Below are 15,741 nucleotides of genomic sequence, written 5' to 3'. Positions count from 1 at the left end.
GATGAGTCCTGACGGTGTGAAGGTGCTGCGTGGTTCGGTGCGCATCCCCACCTCGAAGCCGCACACCCAGCGGGCCTTGCTGATGGCCGCGCTCGCCACGGGCGAGTCGGTGATACGGCGGCCGAACGTCTGCTCCGAGTCCGAGCTGCTGCGCAACGCGGTCACGGCCCTGGGCGCACGCGTCACGGAGCGCCGTGAGGACCTCGTCGTGCACGGGGTCGGCGGATGGCCGCGCCGTCCCTCGTCCGTACTGCCGGTCGCCGGCTCCGGGTTCGCACTGCGTCATCTCCTGCCGATCGCGGCCCTCGCGGAGCCGCCGTGCGTCCTGACGGGCGATCGCAGACTGGCCGCGCGTCCGCTGCAGCCGCTGCTGGACGCGCTCGCCGAGCTGGGCAGCAGGGCCGAGCCCGCCGACCCGGAGCTCGGGCTGCCCGTCGTCACCTGGACCAGCGGGCTCTGCGGAGGCGACATCGAGATACCGGCGGACGAGACCTCACAGTTCGTCAGCGCCCTGATGCTGGCCGCGCCGTACGCCTCCGCGCCGGTGCGCATCCGTGTGCCGGGCACCCTGGTCAGCCACCACTACGTGCGCATGACCCGCGAGCTGATGACCCGGTACGGCGCCGAGGTCGGCACCGACGACGACCTGCGCACCATCGAGGTCCGGCCGGGCGGCTACCGGGCCACGGACATCCTGATCGGACCGGACGTCACCTCGCTGTTCTACTTCGTCGCCGCCGCCGTCGTCGCCGACGCCGATCTCCTCGTCGAGGACGTCGTCCTCGGCCAGGACGCCTTCCTGGACTCGGTCGCGGACCTGGGCCGCCGGCTCGGGGTCCGGCTCAGCCAGCAGGGGACGGCGCTGCGGATCACCTCGGGTCCGGCACCGGCCGACCGAGTCGTCGTCGACGCCTCGGACATCCCCACCCTGGTGCCGGCCCTCGCCGCGATCGCGTCCAGTCTGCCGGCCGGGATGTCGCTGACGAACGCCCGTCACATCCAGCACCACAAGACCAGCCGGCTCCAGGTCGTCCTGGACGAACTCGCCCGGATGGGCCGGGTCCTGCGGCCGCTGCACCGGGACGGGCAACTGGACGGTTTCGCAAGCGACAGGGTGGAGCCCGCTGCGGCGGACGTGGTGGACAGTCACGGCGACCACCGCAACTTCATGGCGCTGTCGCTGGCGGCCATGGCGGTCGAGCGCCCGGTCCACGTCCTGGGCGCCGACACCCTGACCACGTCCTTCGCCGACTTCGAGCAGTGTTTCCGCGCGCTGTCCGTCTCGCCGTCCCGGGCCTGACCCCCGTGTCCCCCTCGCACGCGACCCCCTCGAAAGGAACCAGGGTGACCACCCCTCCTTCCCTCCGTATCGCGCCCGGCACCCCGCTGACCGGCCCCGTCACCCCGCCCGGCGCCAAGAGCGGCACCGTCCGGGCGCTGCTCTGCGGAACCCTCGCCGCGGGCACCACCACCATCGTGGGCGCCGGGTCGGGCGACAACATCCGTGCCATGGCCGAGGCCTGCCGCCGCCTCGGCGGACGGATCGAGGAGGTCGACGCGCGTACCTGGCGGGTGCACGGCGTCGACCACCGACTGCCCGAGCGCGCCGACCTGGACGCGGGCAACTCCGGCATCGTGCTGCGGCTGCTCACCGCCCTCGGCGCCGCGATGGAGCACACGTCCGTCGGCACCCGTTTCCCCGAGTCCCTGGGGCGACGCGGCAACCACGAACTCATCGACGCGCTGCGCGAGTTCGGCGCCGACGCCGAGGGACGCGGCGCCGAAGCGTGTCCCCCGCTGGTGGTCGGCCGCGGTCCGGGACTGCACGGCGGTACGGTGCGGGTGTCGGGCCGCCGCAGCTCGCAGTTCCTCTCCGGGCTGCTCTTCCTCGCCCCGCTCGTCGGCGAGGACGTGCTGATCCAGGTCTCGGACGAGCTGAGCTCGACCCCGATGGTGGCCACGACCGTCGACGCGCTGGCCAGGTCGGGGGTGCGGGTCGAGGTGGCCTCCGACTGGTTGTCGTACCGCATCGACGGCGGTCAGCGCTATCAAGCCGCCACCCACACGATCGCCAGCGACGCCTCCAGCGTCGCCGGAATCCTGGCCGCCGCGGCCGCCGTTCCCGGATCGCGGGTCACGGTCAGCGGATTCCAGGGCAACGATCTCGGCACCGCGGCCATGATCAAGGCCCTGGGCGAGATGGGGGTGCGTATCGAGCAGGCCGGCGAGGAACTGGTCTGCCACGGCGCGGACCGGGTGCTGCCGATCGAGCTCGACGGGTCGGCCTGCCCGGACAGCATTCTGCCGATGGCCGCGCTGGCCTGCTTCGCGTCCGGGACCAGCGTCTTCTCCAACGTCGAGACCCTGCGCTACAAGGAGTGCGACCGGATCAGCGACTTCTGCCACGAACTCGCCGCCGCGGGCGTGCGGGTGGAGGAGCGCCGCGACGCCATCATCATCCACGGCACCGGCGAAGTCCCCGGCGGCGCCGAGGTCTTCGGCCACCACGACCACAGCGTGATCATGGCGATGGCCGCGGTGGCGCTCCGCAGCCGCGACGGACTCACCCTGCGCGGCTGGGAGTCGGTGGGCCAGACCTACCGCGGCTTCTTCGACGACCTGCGCACGCTCGGGGCGGACATCGCCGGGACCGACTGAGCCCTTGGCGCGCCTCGTGCCCCCACCTCCGCCTGGCTCTGTCACGGCCGGCAGGCCGGGCGGGGGTGCGAGCAGTCTCTCAAGTGCCAAGAGTGGTACGGGCCTTACGAGAGCGTGAGTCCTACGGGTCCGAGGAGATCCACGGATTCCGGTAGTTCTACGGCAGTCGCCAGTCCACCGGCTCGGCCCCTTGCCGTTCGAGGAGCTCGTTGGCGCGGCTGAACGGGCGTGAGCCGAAGAAGCCGCGGTCCGCCGACATGGGCGAGGGATGCGCCGACTCGATCGCCGGATAGTCGCCCAGCAGCGGACGCAGGTTACGGGCGTCGCGGCCCCACAGGATGGACACCAGGGGCTTTCCGCGTGCGGCGAGCGTGCGGATGGCCTGCTCGGTGACCTCCTCCCAGCCCTTGCCCCGATGTGCACCGGGCTTGCGAGGTGCCGTGGTCAGCGCCCTGTTGAGCAGCAGCACACCCTGGCGGGTCCACGGGGTGAGATCGCCGTTGGAGGGCCTGGGCAGGCCGAGATCCGCGTTGAGCTCCCGGTAGATGTTCTCCAGGCTGCCGGGCAGCGACCGCACTTCGGGCGCGACCGCGAAGCTCAGGCCGATCGCCATGCCCGGCGTCGGGTACGGGTCCTGGCCGACGATCAGAACCCGTACGTCGTCGAAGGGCTGCTGAAACGCCCGCAGGACGTTCGCTCCCGACGGGAGATACGTCCGGCCGGCCGCCACCTCGGCGCGCAGGAAGTCCCCCATGCCCGCGATGCGTCCGGCCACCGGTTCCAGGGCCTTCGCCCAGCCGGCCTCAACTAGTTCATGCAAGGGTCGTGGTGCCACGCTGCGTCACTCTAGTGGCCGCCACCGACAACCCGTACCGGGAGCAGCCCTCCGGCCCCTACGCAAGGGCGCCGGCGGGTACTACCCTTCCTCCGGTGATCACGCCACCGCGCCACGATCCGCCCGGCTTCCTCGCCGTCGACTCGGGGGGCTCCGGGCTTCGGGTCGTCGTCGGCGTACCGGGACACGGGCCATCGGCCGAGGGGGAGTCGCCGGTGCCGGTGCGCACGAGTGCGGGCGGGATCGACCCGGAGCACCTGCTGGAGCAACTCCTGCCGCTGGCCCGTGCGTTGACCGCCGAGGCCGGGGTGAGCGGGCTGGACACGGCCGTCGTGGGCGCCGCCGGGTTCGCCACCCTGGGCGAGGCCCTGCGCGCCGAGGTGCCGGGTGCCCTGGCGCGGGACCTGGGCGTGCGGACGGTCGCGCTCGCCGCCGACGCCGTCACGGCCTACCTGGGCGCCCTCGGACCGCGCCCCGGCGCGGTGGTCGCTGCCGGTACGGGGCTGATCGCGATCGGCACGGACCTGACGAGCTGGCGCCGGGCCGACGGCTGGGGCCATCTGCTGGGCGACTGCGGCGGCGGGGCGTGGATCGGGCGGGCCGGGCTGGAGGCGGCGCTGCGGGCCCATGACGGGCGCGACGGCGGCTCGGCCCCGCTGCTGGCATGCGCCGAGGAGCGGTTCGGCCCGATGCCGGGGCTGCCGGGACTGCTCTACCCGCGCTCCGACCGCCCCGCCGTGCTGGCCTCCTTCGCCCCCGGGGTCGCTGTCTGTGCCCCGCGCGATCCGGTCGCGGCCGGCATCCTGCGTACGGCCGCCCGGCACATCGCCGAGTCCGCGGCCGCGGTGTGCCCGCCGGCCGGAGAACCCCAGGTCGCCCTCACCGGCGGCCTGTTCAAGCTGGGCGACCCTCTTCTCGTACCACTGGACGAGGAGTTGGGGCGACGGCTGCCGCACGCGCGGCGGGTGCCGGCCGAGGGCGATCCGCTGCACGGTGCGGTCCGGCTCGCGACGGATCTGGCGGCCGGGCGGCGGCTCGCTCTGCCCCAGGACGACAAGACGATGCTGTACATGCAAGCCACAAAAGGCACTTGACCCAAATGATCCCCTTGATTCCGGACGTGTCCGACATCCGGAGGGTGACGTGTGAAGTGTCCGACAAGGGTGCTGATCGGTTCTGATCGGCGCGCAACTCATCAGACAAAACCGGACGGATACCGCTCACCTGCACCCTCCCCGAACAGGGGAGCACACTGAGCCAGTAACATGCGGCGCCATGAGCTCCCCCACTGGGCCCGCGTCCGGCCTGCCAGTACGAATGCCGCGCCCCCGCCAGCCGGGACGGCACCGCCGCCCCGAACCGCTGGTGGCGCCCGACGGCGCGCCCGCGCTTGTTCTCGCGGTGCCGGGCATCCCCAGCGCCGCCACGCGCAGTCTTGCCGAAGAGGTCGTGAGCATCGCCCGCTCCGAGCTGCCCGGCCTGGACGCCAGGATCGGCTACCTGGACGGGGACGACGAGGAGTTCCCCACCCTCCGGGCCGTGCTCGCGCACGCCGCCGAGGAGCGCACCGCCCGCTATGAGCAGGCCCTCGCCGCCGGTGTCGAGGCGAAGGAGCCGGACGGCCCGGTCGCGGTCGTCGTCCCGCTGCTCGCCGGCCCGGACAGCGCGCTGCTGCGCCGCGTCCGCCAGGCCGTCATGGACAGCCGGGTCGCCGCGGAACTCACCGACGTCCTCGGCCCGCACCCGCTGCTCGCGGAAGGCCTGCACGTACGACTGTCCGAGGCAGGCCTGGCCCGCGCCGACCGCGCCCGGCTGTTCACCGTGGCGACCGCGGCGGACGGCATCATCCTCGCCTCCGTCGGCGGGGACGAGGCCGTGCAGGCGGCCGGGATCACCGGCATGCTGCTCGCCGCGCGGCTCGCCGTGCCGGTGATGGCGGCGGCCCTGGACCAGGACGGTGCGATCGCGTCCGTCGCCGAGCAGCTGCGCGCCTCGGGTTCGGAGCAGCTGGCGCTGGCGCCCTACCTGATCGGCCCCGAGATCGAGGAGGGCCTGCTGGAGGCTGCCGCTTCGGAGGTGGACTGCACGACCGCCGAGGCGCTCGGCGCGTACCCCGCGATCGGCAAGCTCGCCCTGGCCAAGTACACGACGGCGCTCGGCATCGCCCCGCAGCAGCCGCAGGGCACCCCGGTTCACTGACGCACCACGGCACTCGTACGACACAGGGCCCGCTCCCACAGCAGGAGCGGGCCCTTCGCCGTGCCGGACGGGCTCGGCCGAGACCGCGCCCGCCTCGATACGGCGTCGGCCTATTCGGCGGCGACGGTGTCGAAGACGACGCAGGAAGCGGCCGGCACGCCCACGCTTCCCTCGTAGCGCGGCATCCCCGTCCCGGGGTCGATCGCGAACCAGGACACGTCGCCGGAACGCTCATTGGCCGCGTAGAGGAAGCCGCCGGACTCGGCCAGCGCACGCGGCCAGTGACCGCCGCAGGGCACGGTCCCGGTGAGCCGCAGTCCCTCTCCCTCGACGGCGAACACGGACAGGACGTCCTCGCCGCGGGTCGCGGTCCACACGAAGCGGCCGTCGGGTGAGACGACGATGCCGGAGGAGTAGGCGTCACCGGCCGGAGCCCCCGGCAGGACCTGAGTCTCGGTGAGCGGCTTCAGCGAACCGGTCTCGGCGTCCCAGCGGCACACGGTGACGGTCGGGGTGAGTTCGTTGACGACGTAGGCGTGGGCGCCGTCCGGATGGAAGGCCAGGTGGCGGGGGCCGGAACCGGGGCGGAGAGCGACCTCGCGGTGCAGCGCGGGCGTGCCCCGGTCCAGCGTGCACACCCGCACGGAGTCCGTACCGAGGTCGACGCTCACGAGCCAGCGGCCGCTGGGATCGGGCTGCACCTGGTGGGCGTGCGGGCCGCGCTGGCGGCGCTCGTGCGGGCCCGAGCCGGTGTGCTGGTGCAGGCCGGAGGGGGCGCGCGCGAGGCTGCCGTCGGCGCGCAGGGGCACGGCGGTGACGCTCCCGGAGCCGTAGTTGGCGGTGAGGACGTGCCCGGCATGCAGGCTGAGGTGGGTGGGGCCGCTGGCGCCGACCGGCACGGGCGGCCCGGCGGGCTCCAGCTTGTCGCCGTTCACCCGGTACGCGGCCACCGCACCGTCGGCCGTCTCGCTGACGGCGTACAACGTGTCCCCACCGGCCGACAGGGCCAGATACGACGGATCGGGCACACCGTCCAACCTGCCGCGCAGGGCCAGCGCCCCGCTGTCCGGGTGCACGGCGGCCGTCACGAGACCGGGCCCGCCCGCCGCCGTGAACGACCCGATGAACGCCCTGCGCCGCCTGCCGCCGTCTGCCACGGCTGTCCCCTCTCGTCTCTCGTCTCGCTCCGAGCCCGGTCACGTCCCGGTGTGGTCCGCTCCGTCCTGGTCCGGCCCGCGCCCTGTCCGGCCTGCTGCGGACCGCCCGCGACCGCCCTCGTCCGGTCGGCCCGACGGTAGCAGTCGGTCACGGACGGTCTAGACCAAGACGCCGCTCCATGTCGGCTGGCCGGGTCCCGGATATGAGGGGCTCACGCCGCCACGCGCGACCCCACCGGCGGAGTACGCAGCGGCTCAGCCAGGTCGGCCAAGGCGCGCTCGAGGCCGTGCAAGTGGGCCAGGGCCGGCTCCGCCGGGGGCTCGACGGGGCTGGTGATGTGCTCACTGCCGCCCTCCGTGAGGGCCTCGACCGCCGCCTCCACGCGCCAACAGGCGGCGGCCAGGCTGGCGTCGTGGGAGGCCTCCGGGTCGGCGGCGACGGCGAGCAGGCCGCGGATCTCGCTCGCGCAGGCGTCGAGCAGGACCAGGACCCGACGGGCGCGGCGCTTGCGGCCGAGCAGCGGGTTCAGCGGGTGGACCAGCGGTGCGACCGAGAGCCGTACCCGGCCGAGCAGCTGCTCGAGTTCGGCCGCGCGTGCCGCCGGGTCGGCCGTCGTCGAGCCGTTCAGCCGGGCGGTGGCCTCCGCGGTGCAGGCGTGGACGCAGCGCAGGGCGCGCTGGATCCAGGCGTCGGTGGTGAGGTGGGTGGTGACGGGCAGCACGAGCAGGACGGCCAGGGCGGCACCGAGGGCGCCGATGCCGGTCTCCACGAGCCGCAGGGCGAGCAGGCCGGGACTCAGGACGCCGAAGAGACCGTAGAGAAACTCAGCGAGCAGGGTCACCCAGAGCATCATCCAGGTGTAGGACACGGCGGCCGTGTAGAAGATCCCGAAGACGGACACGGCGACCAGCACCGCGGTGGCGACCGGCGCCCCGTGCAGCGGGACGGCGATCAGCAGGCCCAGGCCGATACCGATGACGGTGCCCAGGATGCGGCGGAAGCCGCGCACCAGCGTCTCACCGCGCGAGGCGGTGTTCACGAAGATCCACCAGGTGGCGCCGACGGCCCAGTACCAGCGCTGCCCGGACACCAGCTGGCCCACCACGAGAGCGACGCCCGCGCCGGCGGTCGCCTGGATCGCCTGCCGGGTGGTCACGCGGGCGAGGCCGGTGCCGCCGCCGGACGGGGCGGGCGCGGCGGACTGCGGCAACCCGCGCTCGTAGCACCACAGTCCGAAGCGCACCGCCGCCGCGGTGAGCACGGACAGCAGGACGGCGGCGTGCAGCTCGGGTAGTTGTCCCGCCGTGGCGTGCAGGAACTGGGCCGCGAAGAAGGTCATGAAGGCGAAGACGCCGAGGCTGTGGCCGCGCGGCCCCCAGCGGCGCGCGTACACGCCCGCTCCGACCACGGCGAGGAACGCCAGGTCCCGGGCCACGGGACGGTCGTGCAGCCCGGCCGCCACGGCGAGCACCGGCAGGCCCACGACGGGCAGCAGCGCGGTGGTGACCGCCTGCCCGCGGACCGTGGCGTCGGCGACGGTGAACAGGGCGAGCAGCGCGGCGAGACCGCCGATGACCATGCCGACGAGGGACTGCCCCGTCAGACCGCACACGACCACCGCCGCACCGATACCCAGGACCGCCCGCGCGGCGAAGCGCAACCGCAACCGCCCCGGGTCCGGAGCCACGAACGCCCTCTTCACCACAGATACCCGCCCCCTCTGGCCCCCGGCACAGGGACCCCGACATACAAAAGGCGCCGCGGTATCCGCAGCGCCATCGACGTGCCCATCACAGCATCCGTGCCGTCTCTGGCTCAAGTGTCGCCCGCGTCACTGGGCCATTGGCACAGAGTGCGGCCACCTCGCCGACCCTCCTAAGGACCAACGGACCAGGTCAGGCGATATTCGCCCGGCACACCTCGCTGAGCCATTGGTACAGTCCTCACTGATCGCCGAAGCAAGGGAGGCCGGAGCACCCATGGCCGTGGACGAGCTCGACACCCGCATCCTGCGGCTGCTGTTGGAGCAGCCGCACACCAGCATGCGCGAGTACGCCCGCATCCTCGGCGTCGCCCGCGGCACCCTCCAGGCCCGCCTGGACCGCCTCGAACGGGACGGCGTGATCACCGGTACGGGCCCCTCACTCTCCCCCGCCGCGCTCGGCCACCCGGTGCTGGCGTTCGTGCACATCGAGGTCACCCAGGGTCACCTCGACGACGTCGGCGACGCGCTGGCCGGCGTACCGGAGATCGTGGAGGCCTTCTCGATCACGGGCGGCGGGGATCTGCTGGCCCGGGTCGTGGCGCGCGACGCCGCGCACCTGGAGGACGTCATCCAGAAGCTGATCAGCCTGCCGGGGGTGGTACGCACCCGCACGGAGATGGCCCTGCGCCAGCGCGTCGCGCACCGGCTGCTGCCGCTGGTGGAGTCGGTCGGCCGGGCGGCACGCGGATAGCGCGGGCATCGGCACCCGAAAGGACCAAAGCGGCCCGGCCTTCGCGAAACCGGCCGTATGCGTGCGCGAATCCAGCCGTACGACGGAGCCGCGGCCGGACGGCCGCGTCCCGCGCCACCGCCCCGACGCACCACGGCGAGCGCGGCCAGGTGTCTGTTCCTACGGTGGTCGCAGGACAGCACAGGAAGGTGAGCCGCATGCCCACTCCGATCCACCTGCACCGGCAGCCCGAGCTGTCCTGCCGCGCCGCCGCGCTCACGGAGCCGGACGGGCAGCGGCCCTGCCGCCTCGAGGCCCCATGACCACGGTCGAGGCACAGCAATCGCACCCCGCCACCGACCGCCGGCGCTGGAAGGCGCTCGTCGTCTGTCTGACGGCGGGTTTCATGACCCTGCTCGACACGTCGATCGTGAACGTGGCGCTGCCCTCGATGGAGCGCGGGCTGCACGCCCCCCAGGCGGACCTGTCCTGGGTGGTGTCCGGTTACGCCCTCACGTACGGCCTGGTCCTGGTCCCCGCCGGGCGGCTGGGCGATCTGCGGGGCCGCAGGGAGACCTTCCTGACCGGGGTCGCGCTGTTCACGCTGGCCTCGGCGGCCTGCGGGCTGGCTCCGACGGGCACGTGGCTGGTGGTGTTCCGGCTGCTCCAGGGCATCGCCGGGGGCATGGTCGCGCCTCAGAGTTCGGGCCTGATCCAGCAGATGTTCCAGGGCGCCGAACGGGCCCGCGCGTTCGGCGCGTTCGGCAGCGTCGTCGCCGTCTCCACGGCGGTCGGCCCACTGGCGGGCGGCCTGCTGATCGAGGCGTCCGGCAGCTGGCGCTGGGTGTTCTACGTCAATCTGCCGATCGGTCTCGCGGTGTTCGTCGCCGCGCTGCGCCTGCTGCCGAACTCGGTGCCGCGCAAGGATCCGGAGGAGGGCTTCGACGTACCGGGCGTGCTGCTGCTCGGCTCCGGTGCGCTGGCGCTGATGCTGCCCCTGGTGCAGGAACAGGCCTGGCCCGGGCGGAGCAAGTGGGCGCTGGTCCCCGTGGCCGTCGGGCTGCTGCTGGCGTTCTGGGCCTGGGAGGGGCGGCAGGGGCGGCTGCGGCGCGGGCCGCTGGTCGACCTGAGGCTGTTCGCCCGGCGGTCGTTCACGCTGGGGGCGCTGCTGAGTCTCGTGTACTTCGCCGGCTTCACCTCGGTCTTCTTCGTGTACACGCTGTTCCTGCAGAACAGCCTGGGCTACAGCGCGCTCGCCGCCGGAACGGCCGCCATGCCGTTCGCGGTGGGATCGGCGGTCGCCGCCCTGGTCGGGGGCCGGCTGGTCGTCCGCTACGGCCGTGGGCTGGTCGTCCTCGGGCTGGGCTGCGTGGCGCTGGGAATCCTGGGGGCGATAGCGGCCGTACATCTGGTGCCGGACCGCGGCGTGGGGTGGGCCGCGGCCCTGCCCCTGCTCATCGCCGGGATCGGCTCGGGCCTGACCGTCTCCCCCAACACCACGCTCACGCTGTCCCGGGTGCCGGTGCGCCGCGCGGGGGCGGCCGGCGGTGTGCTGCAGACCGGGCAGCGGATCGGGTCGGCGGCCGGGATCGCCGCCGTGGGGGCGGTGTACTTCGCGCACCTCGCCAACCACGGCCGCACCTCCGGCGCGCTCCAGCTGGGCTTCGCGACCTCGCTGCTCTTCGTCCTGGCCGCGCTGACCCTGGCCGTCGCCGACCTGCGGGACGGTACGACGATCGCCTGAGCGGCGTGGCCGACAGAACCGGGAGGGCCTGCCCCTACGACCGCCGGTTCCTTAAGACCGCCGACTTCCTACGACCGTCGTCGCGGCTTGCCTCGCTTGGCGCCCTTCGGGGTTCCGCCCGTACGGCCCCGGGAGCTGCGACTCGTCGGCCTGCCCGCGGTGGCGTTCTGCCGGGTGGCGGCCTTCTCGGGGCTCTTGCGCTTCGCCTGGGTCTCCGCGGACTTGGCACCGGCGCGGCCGCGGGTGCTGTTGACCGTGCGGCCGCGGACGATGCCGATGAAGTCCTCGACCAGATCGGTGGTGGCCTCTTCGGGCCAGGTCAGGGCGACGCTCGACTGAGGGGCGTCCACGACCGGCCGGTAGGTGAGGTCCCGGCGATGGTAGAGGCGGGCCAGCGACTGAGGGACGACGAGCAGGCCGACGCCCGCCGCGACGAGTTCGATGGCGTCCTCCGTCGTCGCGGGCCGCTCGAAGGCGGGCTCCCCGGGCGGGCTGTCCCAGTCGAAGACGTCGTCGAGGGGGTGGAAGAGGACCTCGTCGGCGAGGTCTTCGAGGGTCACCTCGTCGGCCGCCGTGATCACGTGGTCCTTGGGGACGACGACCACGGTCGTCTCGGTGTAGAGGGGGATCGCGCTGAAGAACGTACGGTCCACCGGCAGCCGTACGAACCCCGCGTCGGCCTCGCCTCCGCGCAGCACGTCGAAGGCCCCGGTCACCGGGACCTGCATGAGGGTGAGCGAGATGTCGGGCAGGCGCTCGTTCCAGATCCGCGCCCACTTGGCGGGGGTCACTCCGGGAACGTACGCGAGCCGGAACGACGGTGATTCATCCGAGCCTGTCACCAGGCCAGGCTACCGGCCGCGGCCGGATGACCCGTAGTCGGCCGTGGTCAACGGCCCGGTGGCCGGCCGATACCCTTGACCGCATGAAGTCCCACCAGAGCGCCCAGACGATGAAGCCCGCGACCGCGGCGAAGAAGCTGGGCGTGTACCTCCCCGCCACCCCCGCCGAGTTCCAGGAGAGTGTCGTCACGCGCGCCGAGCTGGGCCGGCTGCAGGCCGATCCGCCCGAGTGGCTGCGGGAGCTGCGTGCCAACGGCCCCCACCCGCGTCCGGTGGTCGCGGAGAAGCTGGGCGTGTCCATCGCGGGTCTGGCGCGCGGCGGGGTCACCGAGGCGCTCACCACCGAGCAGATCGAGGCGCTGAAGCAGGACCAGCCGGAGTGGCTCCAGAAGGAGCGCGCCACCCAGGCCGAGGTTCGCAAGGAAGGTGCCCGGCTGAAGAAGCTGAAGCGGGAGAAGGACGCCAAGCAGGACTGACGTCCCCGCCCGGCACGCCTCGGGATGGTCTCGTAGTCGCGGTCAGGCGCCGCGATCTCCAACTGATCGGTGGCATCGAGCGTCCAGGTCACGCAGGATGCGCGCCTGAAGACGAGAGGGCTGGTGCGACCAGGAGGCCGTCACCTCTTCGACGACGTTCCCATGGGTGGTCAGGTGGTGCGTCGCGAGAATCACGACGGCTTCGGCCTGCACCTTCTCGTCCGCGGTGTGTGCGGCGCGCGCGAGGACGCCCGCGACCCTTTCGCCCTTCACGTACGAGAAGGCGCCGAGCCGCTCCCGCATGCCTCTCGCCTCGTCCAGGAGTACCTCGCTCAGCGCGTCGACGAGGTTGTCGTTGAGGTCGCTCGATTCCATGAGCGCGCAAGCGGCGGCCCGACCGACTGCGCCCATGACCGCCGAGGACGGCCGGCTCCGCAGGATGTCGGCGATGCGGTCGCTGTCGTCGCCCGTGGCGAGATGAGCGAGTACCAGCAGGGCACTGGCGTGGTTGAGCCCTGCGTCGTCCGCGTCTTCCTCCTCCGCCGGGTGCGGCGGCTGCGCCAGCACCTGGCGGGCCATGTCCCGCACGGCATCGCCGTGCTCGCCGTAGGGGTGAGAACCACCGAACCTGGTGAGCGCCTCCTCTTCCTTGTACTGGTCGAAGGCCACTCCGACGGCCACCGGATCGCCACCGTGCAGGAGGGCGAGGAAGTCGTCGGGCCCACCCCTGCCGGACGCCAGTCTCGCGCGGTGCTCGGCGAGTTGAGGGTCGGGAAGGGAGTACTCCCGCCAGTGGTACGAGTCGAAGCCCATGGGTTTGATCAGCCCTCCAGTCGTGTGATCGCGTCGGCCGGAATCGTGCCGCGGATGAGGTCGTCCTGAGCCCGGTAGCCGCCGAGTTCGGCCACGGCTGCCAGGATGTCGATGTCCCCGAGCAGATCCTCGCTCCCGGGTCGAGCAGCGTGCCGGTGACCGGCAACGTGCTCGTGACTCCTGATGCTGAAGTGCTCAACTTACCCTGGGGCGCGCGGAGTTGACGGGGCATGACAGATTCCGGCCACCTCGCGCAAACAATTCATGACCGTGAATTCACGGCAGGCGCGGCGAGGCGGGGAAGCCTCCACCGAGCCTGCGCCCATGCTGATCAACCATGACCGACGAGAGAACCGACGAGGAATCCAACGCCGAGGGATCGGCGTCCGGTACCGGCCCCCGGTCAGGCGCCGTCGCGCTCCTGGGCCGCCCCAAGCTGTGGTTGATGCCCACGATCCTCACCACGCTGCTCGCCCTGTTTCTGTCCCTGCTCTACATGGGCGGAATCGTCAACCCGAACCGCCATCTGCGCGACCTGCCCATCGCCTTGGTCAACGGCGACAGGGGCAACCCCCTCCCGGGGCAGCGTCAGAATCTGGGCACGCAGCTCGCACGGGCCGTCGTATCGAACACGTCGGGCACCGCGGCCGTATGGCGGCCGGCGACCCGCGCCCAGGCCCAGAACCAGATGGCCTCCGGCAAGGTCTACGGGGCACTCGTCATCCCGGCGGACTTCACGCAGTCGGTCGCCGCCCTCACCACGACCCACGCCCACACCAGCCCGACCCTCACGGTGCTCACCAACCCCGGTAAGGGCAGCCTCGGCTCCTCGATCTCCAGCCAGATCAGTACGACCGTCGCCCAGCAGGCCTCGCGGAACATCGGCAAGCAGCTCACCGCGGCCGCCGCGAGGAACGGCGCCGACTCCACGACCCGGCTGCTGCTCGCCGACCCGGTGCGGATCGACACCAAGGTCGGCTACCCGATCGGCAACAACAGCGGGCTCGGACTGAGCGCCTTCTACTACACACTGCTGCTCGTCCTGGCCGGCTTCCTGGGCGGCAACCTGCTCCACTCCAGCGTCGACGGCGGCCTCGGCTATGCGGACGTGGAGCTGGGCCCCTGGCACAGCCGCAGGCCCACGGTCCTCATCAACCGGACGCAGACCCTGCTGCTGAAACTGCTGATGACCGCGGGCATCAGCGTCATCAGCGCCTCGCTGATCATGGTGGTCTGTGTCGTGGTCCTCGGGATGGACGCGAGCCACCCGGGGCTGCTGTGGATCTACTCCTACTGCGCCGTCCTCGCCGTCGGCGTGGCCGTACAGGCCATCAACGCCGCCTTCGGTGGGATCGGGCAGCTCGTCTCCATGTTCGCGTTCATCGCCCTGGGCCTGCCGTCGTCGGGTGCGACCGTTCCGCTGGAGGCGCTTCCCGGCTTCTACCGCTTCCTCTCGATCTTCGAACCGATGCGTCAACTCAGCGACGGAGTCCGCGCGATCCTCTACTTCGACGCACGTGGGGACGCCGGCCTCGACCGCGCCTGGACGATGATGGCGATCGGCGGGGCGATCTCGCTGATCTTCGGCTTCGCGATGACGTCCTACTACGACCGCGCGGGCCTCAGGCGCTCTACGCCACGGCCCGCTTGACGCGCTGTCCGGCCGGGTGGCTGCAGCCACCCGGCCGGACAGGGATTTCAGTTGTTGTTGTTATTGTTGTTGTTCGCTCCGCCACCGCCGTTGTTGTTGTTATTGTTGTTGTTGTTCGCTCCGCCACCGCCGTTGTTGTTGTTATTGTTGTTGTTGTTCGCTCCGCCACCGCCGTTGTTGTTATTGTTGTTGTTGTTCGCGCCACCGCCGCCGTTGTTGTTGTTATTGTTGTTGTTGTTTGCACCGCCCCCATTGTTATTATTGTTGTTGTTGTTATTGATGATGATGATCTTGACGCCACCCTTGTGCTTGCCGTGGTGGCCATGCCAGCCATGCTGGCCGTGCATCTGCTTCATCGCATGAACACCCGTGGGTGCCGGGGCCGCGAAGGCGGTGGAGGGCAGAAGGGCACCTCCGGCAGCCAGAGCGGTCGAAGCGGTCAGCAGCGCCATGCGCTTCACGATAGTGCCGGCCATGATAATTCTCCTCCAGAAAGAAAGGCTTAATCGGAACACTTGAGGTTGCCCTCAATTCCGTAATCCGTTTCAACTACGGAAGCTGTTCCCCTGAAGTCCGTTTGACTTCATGCCTCAATTAAGCCCTGGCTCGCCGGCGGTGTCATGGCCCGGAATCTCGTGACTTGACAGATGGCGCCAACCCGTCTAGAGATCTTCAACGGCTGAGGTTACGGCGGTTGGAGGTCGAGCCCGGTCTTGGCGATGAGGCCCTCGATGAGGTGGGGCCGGTACTGCATCCGTTTCAGGCGCGTCTTCACCAATGCGGTGAGCTGGTCGAGGCTGTGTTTGGTGAGGTTGGCCAGTGACCTCTTCAGGTACGACCACACGCCCTCGACGGGGTTGAATTCGGGAGCGTATGGCGGAAGTTGGTAGACGGTCAGCCATAATCGGGCGGCGATCAGCTGCCGCATGG

Annotated in this window: 15 protein-coding genes; 8 read left to right on the top strand and 7 right to left on the bottom strand. The window is 71.5% G+C overall.

Translation table 11 applies throughout. From position 1 onward, the window contains the following. The first annotated feature begins 1 nt into the window (after position 1). Together ABZ910_RS15045 and aroA are read left to right on the top strand one after the other, a co-directional pair. Positions 2 to 1,300 carry a hypothetical protein gene (locus ABZ910_RS15045; RefSeq protein ID WP_361363939.1) on the top strand — a complete coding sequence of 433 codons (1,299 nt, stop codon included), beginning with the start codon at positions 2 to 4 and terminating at the stop codon, positions 1,298 to 1,300. Positions 1,301 to 1,344: 44 nt separating this feature from the next. Further along, a complete protein-coding gene (gene aroA, locus ABZ910_RS15040; RefSeq protein ID WP_361363936.1) occupies positions 1,345 to 2,658 on the top strand; it encodes a 3-phosphoshikimate 1-carboxyvinyltransferase in 1,314 nt (437 codons plus the stop codon). Between the two features lie 157 nt (positions 2,659 to 2,815). On the opposite strand, the gene ABZ910_RS15035 is transcribed toward aroA, so the two are convergent. Next, entirely contained in the window at positions 2,816 to 3,493 is a 678-nt protein-coding gene (locus ABZ910_RS15035; protein ID WP_361363933.1) for a uracil-DNA glycosylase, read from the bottom strand. A 95-nt stretch (positions 3,494 to 3,588) separates the two neighbouring features. Here ABZ910_RS15035 and ABZ910_RS15030 point away from each other — a divergent pair, with 95 nt between their 5' ends. Beyond that, positions 3,589 to 4,587 (top strand): BadF/BadG/BcrA/BcrD ATPase family protein, encoded by a 999-nt coding sequence (locus ABZ910_RS15030; RefSeq protein WP_361363931.1) that lies wholly within the window; start codon positions 3,589 to 3,591, stop codon positions 4,585 to 4,587. Between the two features lie 181 nt (positions 4,588 to 4,768). Then, positions 4,769 to 5,692 (top strand): hypothetical protein, encoded by a 924-nt coding sequence (locus ABZ910_RS15025; RefSeq protein ID WP_361363928.1) that lies wholly within the window; start codon positions 4,769 to 4,771, stop codon positions 5,690 to 5,692. Positions 5,693 to 5,802: 110 nt separating this feature from the next. Here the strand turns inward: ABZ910_RS15025 and ABZ910_RS15020 are convergent, their stop codons facing one another. Both ABZ910_RS15020 and ABZ910_RS15015 read right to left on the bottom strand, forming a co-directional pair. Next, positions 5,803 to 6,849, bottom strand: a complete 1,047-nt coding sequence (locus tag ABZ910_RS15020) for a lactonase family protein (protein WP_361363926.1) — start codon at positions 6,847 to 6,849, stop codon at positions 5,803 to 5,805. Positions 6,850 to 7,061: 212 nt separating this feature from the next. Continuing rightward, a complete protein-coding gene (locus ABZ910_RS15015) occupies positions 7,062 to 8,555 on the bottom strand; it encodes an FUSC family protein (protein ID WP_361363923.1) in 1,494 nt (497 codons plus the stop codon). A gap of 274 nt (positions 8,556 to 8,829) precedes the next feature. Between ABZ910_RS15015 and ABZ910_RS15010 the strand changes: the two genes are divergently transcribed. Together ABZ910_RS15010 and ABZ910_RS15005 are read left to right on the top strand one after the other, a co-directional pair. Beyond that, entirely contained in the window at positions 8,830 to 9,306 is a 477-nt protein-coding gene (locus ABZ910_RS15010; protein ID WP_361363920.1) for an Lrp/AsnC family transcriptional regulator, read from the top strand. A 298-nt stretch (positions 9,307 to 9,604) separates the two neighbouring features. After that, positions 9,605 to 11,029 (top strand): MFS transporter, encoded by a 1,425-nt coding sequence (locus ABZ910_RS15005; protein WP_361363917.1) that lies wholly within the window; start codon positions 9,605 to 9,607, stop codon positions 11,027 to 11,029. A gap of 68 nt (positions 11,030 to 11,097) precedes the next feature. On the opposite strand, the gene ABZ910_RS15000 is transcribed toward ABZ910_RS15005, so the two are convergent. Next, positions 11,098 to 11,871: a LysR family substrate-binding domain-containing protein gene (locus tag ABZ910_RS15000; RefSeq protein ID WP_361363915.1), complete on the bottom strand. Its 774-nt coding sequence runs from the start codon at positions 11,869 to 11,871 to the stop codon at positions 11,098 to 11,100. An 83-nt stretch (positions 11,872 to 11,954) separates the two neighbouring features. On the opposite strand from ABZ910_RS15000, the gene ABZ910_RS14995 reads away from it, so the two are divergent. After that, positions 11,955 to 12,347: a DUF5997 family protein gene (locus ABZ910_RS14995; RefSeq protein ID WP_361363912.1), complete on the top strand. Its 393-nt coding sequence runs from the start codon at positions 11,955 to 11,957 to the stop codon at positions 12,345 to 12,347. A 42-nt stretch (positions 12,348 to 12,389) separates the two neighbouring features. On the opposite strand, the gene ABZ910_RS14990 is transcribed toward ABZ910_RS14995, so the two are convergent. Continuing rightward, entirely contained in the window at positions 12,390 to 13,160 is a 771-nt protein-coding gene (locus tag ABZ910_RS14990) for a hypothetical protein (protein ID WP_361363910.1), read from the bottom strand. 337 nt (positions 13,161 to 13,497) lie between these two features. Between ABZ910_RS14990 and ABZ910_RS14985 the strand changes: the two genes are divergently transcribed. Beyond that, positions 13,498 to 14,811, top strand: coding sequence for a DUF3533 domain-containing protein (locus ABZ910_RS14985; RefSeq protein WP_361363907.1), 1,314 nt, complete (start codon positions 13,498 to 13,500; stop codon positions 14,809 to 14,811). Between the two features lie 47 nt (positions 14,812 to 14,858). Here the strand turns inward: ABZ910_RS14985 and ABZ910_RS14980 are convergent, their stop codons facing one another. After that, positions 14,859 to 15,287 (bottom strand): hypothetical protein, encoded by a 429-nt coding sequence (locus ABZ910_RS14980; protein WP_361363905.1) that lies wholly within the window; start codon positions 15,285 to 15,287, stop codon positions 14,859 to 14,861. A 209-nt stretch (positions 15,288 to 15,496) separates the two neighbouring features. Further along, a partial coding sequence (locus ABZ910_RS14975; protein WP_361363902.1) for a transposase occupies positions 15,497 to 15,741 on the bottom strand: 245 nt, incomplete at its 5' end.

It is taken from the genome of Streptomyces sp. NPDC046805 (genome assembly GCF_040645355.1).
Classification (GTDB): Bacteria; Actinomycetota; Actinomycetes; order Streptomycetales; family Streptomycetaceae; genus Streptomyces.
The sequence above is the reverse complement of the archived record's forward strand: the minus strand, read 5'-3'. Positions and strand labels throughout refer to the sequence as shown.

What these genes read in the sequence shown, in the direction of transcription:
- ABZ910_RS14980 (WP_361363905.1), bottom strand. Translation starts at nt 15,287, where the DNA reads ATGGCCGGCACTATCGTGAAGCGCATGGCGCTGCTGACCGCTTCGACC.
- ABZ910_RS14985 (WP_361363907.1), top strand. Translation starts at nt 13,498, where the DNA reads ATGACCGACGAGAGAACCGACGAGGAATCCAACGCCGAGGGATCGGCG.
- ABZ910_RS14990 (WP_361363910.1), bottom strand. Translation starts at nt 13,160, where the DNA reads ATGGGCTTCGACTCGTACCACTGGCGGGAGTACTCCCTTCCCGACCCT.
- ABZ910_RS15045 (WP_361363939.1), top strand. Translation starts at nt 2, where the DNA reads ATGAGTCCTGACGGTGTGAAGGTGCTGCGTGGTTCGGTGCGCATCCCC.
- ABZ910_RS15025 (WP_361363928.1), top strand. Translation starts at nt 4,769, where the DNA reads ATGAGCTCCCCCACTGGGCCCGCGTCCGGCCTGCCAGTACGAATGCCG.
- ABZ910_RS15005 (WP_361363917.1), top strand. Translation starts at nt 9,605, where the DNA reads ATGACCACGGTCGAGGCACAGCAATCGCACCCCGCCACCGACCGCCGG.
- ABZ910_RS15010 (WP_361363920.1), top strand. Translation starts at nt 8,830, where the DNA reads ATGGCCGTGGACGAGCTCGACACCCGCATCCTGCGGCTGCTGTTGGAG.
- ABZ910_RS14995 (WP_361363912.1), top strand. Translation starts at nt 11,955, where the DNA reads ATGAAGTCCCACCAGAGCGCCCAGACGATGAAGCCCGCGACCGCGGCG.